The sequence below is a fragment of the Moorena sp. SIO3I6 genome, assembly GCF_010672095.1.
In genome coordinates, this window is the sequence record NZ_JAAHHU010000623.1 from 1 (window position 1) to 2591 (window position 2591).

1 protein-coding gene and 1 pseudogene are annotated in these 2591 nt (G+C 42.6%); both read right to left on the bottom strand.

Annotation, left to right across the window (positions count from 1 at the left end; translation table 11 throughout):
• Positions 1 to 1503 (bottom strand): asparagine synthase (glutamine-hydrolyzing), encoded by a 1503-nt coding sequence (gene asnB, locus F6K49_RS40430; protein ID WP_293106485.1) that lies wholly within the window; start codon positions 1501 to 1503, stop codon positions 1 to 3.
• A gap of 867 nt (positions 1504 to 2370) precedes the next feature.
• Positions 2371 to 2591, bottom strand: a pseudogene (locus F6K49_RS40435) (NADP-dependent phosphogluconate dehydrogenase); the annotation flags it as partial.

The window sequence follows — 2591 nt, forward strand, 5'->3', positions numbered from 1 at the left end:
TTAGAGCAGGGCATCTTGGTTGCTAGTAATGTGATTTTTGGAGAGCAAACTTTTTAATAGTTCCTGATAGATCGAGTCTATAACTCCCGTATCTGTAGCGTATTCTCCCTGTAAGAGCTGATTAAATTCTCCCTTGCCGTAGGTAAACCAAGTACTTAATCTTTCTACAGTTAAGGGTGCTAAGTCCACTCTTCTAAAAGCTGTAGGATTAAAGTTATCTTTTACTGGCCATTTGTTTCTGTTGGCATAGGCTAAGTTGCGCAACCAGCTAGGTAATTTTTGCAAGAGGCTAATCTGCATATCTAATTGATGGCGCGGCTCACCTCCAAAGATGGCATCACTGCCATCCCCAGTCATTACTACTGCAATTCCTTGCTCCTTAAGCCATTCAGCCAGCAAGAGCATGGTGACGTTAATTTGATTACTATGAGGCTCACCAAAACTTCTTACACAACGTCGCAGTGTACCGATTAAATCTTGTCTGCCAGAGATAATCAGCTGACTATGTTTGGTACCAAAATGGGCACTCACTGCTTTAGCAACATCAGCATCAGAGTTACACTGATTCGGATTTGTGTTCCAGATTTCAGCATCAAGGGAACCAATTTCAAAGGCTGTAGAAAAGGTGTGAACTGGTTCTTTTGAGAGTTTGCTCATCATCCCCACAACCAGGGTAGAGTCTAAACCACCACTCAGAAGTGCTGCGGGAGAAAAATCACTGTTGCGATCTAAGCGACGCTTTACCGCCAACTCAAACCGCGAGCGAAGATTGTCTCTGATTTCTGCTTCTGGCGTACTCTGCAATGTTGCGACTTGCTGGAGTTGCCAGTAGCGATGTAGCTGCGGTGTTTTTCCGGCTTCAATGATTAAACTATGAGCAGGTTGTAGCTTTTTTACCCCCTTAACTAGGCTCAAGGGAGAAGGAACGTATCCAAAAACCAGGTAGGATTGCAACCCTTGAGGGTCCACAGCTTTGGAAACCACAGGGTGTTCTAGGATTGCCTTGAGTTCTGAAGCAAAAATAAAAGTAGAGTGTAGCTGATCGAAGAAGTAATATAGTGGTTGCTCCCCAAATCTGTCTCTCGCTAACCACAGCTTTCCAACAGAGCGGTCCCAAATAGCAAAAGCAAATGTGCCATTGAGCTTATGAACAACCTCTGTTCCCCAAGCTTCGTATCCCTTCAGTAACACTTCAGTTTCACGATTAGATTGGACATGAAACCCCAATGTTTCCAACTCGTCTCTGATTTCTCGGCAGTTGAGAATTGTACCACTGAAGACAACGACCTTTGTATGGTTAGAGTTCCACATTGGCTGATAGCTATCAGCGCTTAAGTCTCTCGTGATCAGGGGAACATAACCTAGAGCCACTCCATCCTCTGGTTTAATGTCTAAATAATTGTCATCAGAACCACTATAGGCAATTGCATTACGCATGCGCAGAAGCAAGTTCCGATCAAGATGCTTATCTGTAGCTGTGAAAATGCCTACTATACTACCCATTAATGCTGGATACCTCGAACAAAACAAATTGGGATCGCCCTCGAGTAGCTCAACAAGTAACTCAACCACTAATTAGAGGACTTATCACTATAATTCCCGTAAGCCTTGACAAAATTACTATTTTGGTATATAAGCGCAAAATTGGGCTTTTAACTGTGATTGGACAATAGTGAACTTAGGATGAACTCCTTTGTTGGTTTTACAGGCAACCAAAGCAGCAACGAAAAAAGCGATGCTCCTTTTCCATACCGTGGCCTTTTGGCCAAGGAGCCGCTACGCCCATGCAGAAATTACCGATCACCCGTTAGATCACGTCCGTTAAAATACCCATAATTAAGGGGAAGGCGGGTAGTTTGGAGAGTTTGGGGCAGGCGCAGGAATATGGGGAGATGGTGAATATTTTGATTAAGGGTAATTATCCTGAGATGATATGAGGAGTAAGAATAATTGATCTGCCAATAATTTTGAATATAAATTGGCTTGGGAATCCACCCAACGCAAACCAATCTAAATCTAAATTAGTAGATTTAAAAATTGTCTATTTTGTGCTGTTATAGCAATGGCTATAATGGTGTTTATAAACTCAAATTACGTTCGTGTAGCGATGCATTTTGGCGAAGGAATGTATGGCAATAAATCTTGCTTTACTCAACTATTTTTTGATTAGTTGATAAGGCAAAACATCGGGTCTATGACCTGATAAAATCAAAATCAATCATGGTCGCCCAAATGCTTTGCCATTCAATCAGTAATAAGGTTTTTTAGCGGTTTTTAGCCTAATGAGCTACACAGAATTTTTTCCCTGTTCCCTGTTCCCTAAAACCAGGAAATCTGTACCTCACAAAAATTAAAACCACTATACTACCCTTATGAACTCAATCCCATCCAATCGGTGTGGAAAAACTCACCCCTGGGTTTATCCAGGCGCTCGTAGGTATGAGCACCAAAGTAGTCGCGCTGGGCTTGGGTCAGGTTTTGGGGTAAGCGATCGCGTCGGTAACTGTCGAAATAATCTAGGGATGCACTAAAAGCAGGGACTGGAATCCCTAATTTGTTTGATACCGCTAGCACTTCTCGCCAACCATCCT

Bases quoted from the DNA above. Each gene is read 5' to 3' on its own strand.
- asnB (WP_293106485.1), bottom strand. From the start codon at position 1,503: ATGGGTAGTATAGTAGGCATTTTCACAGCTACAGATAAGCATCTTGAT.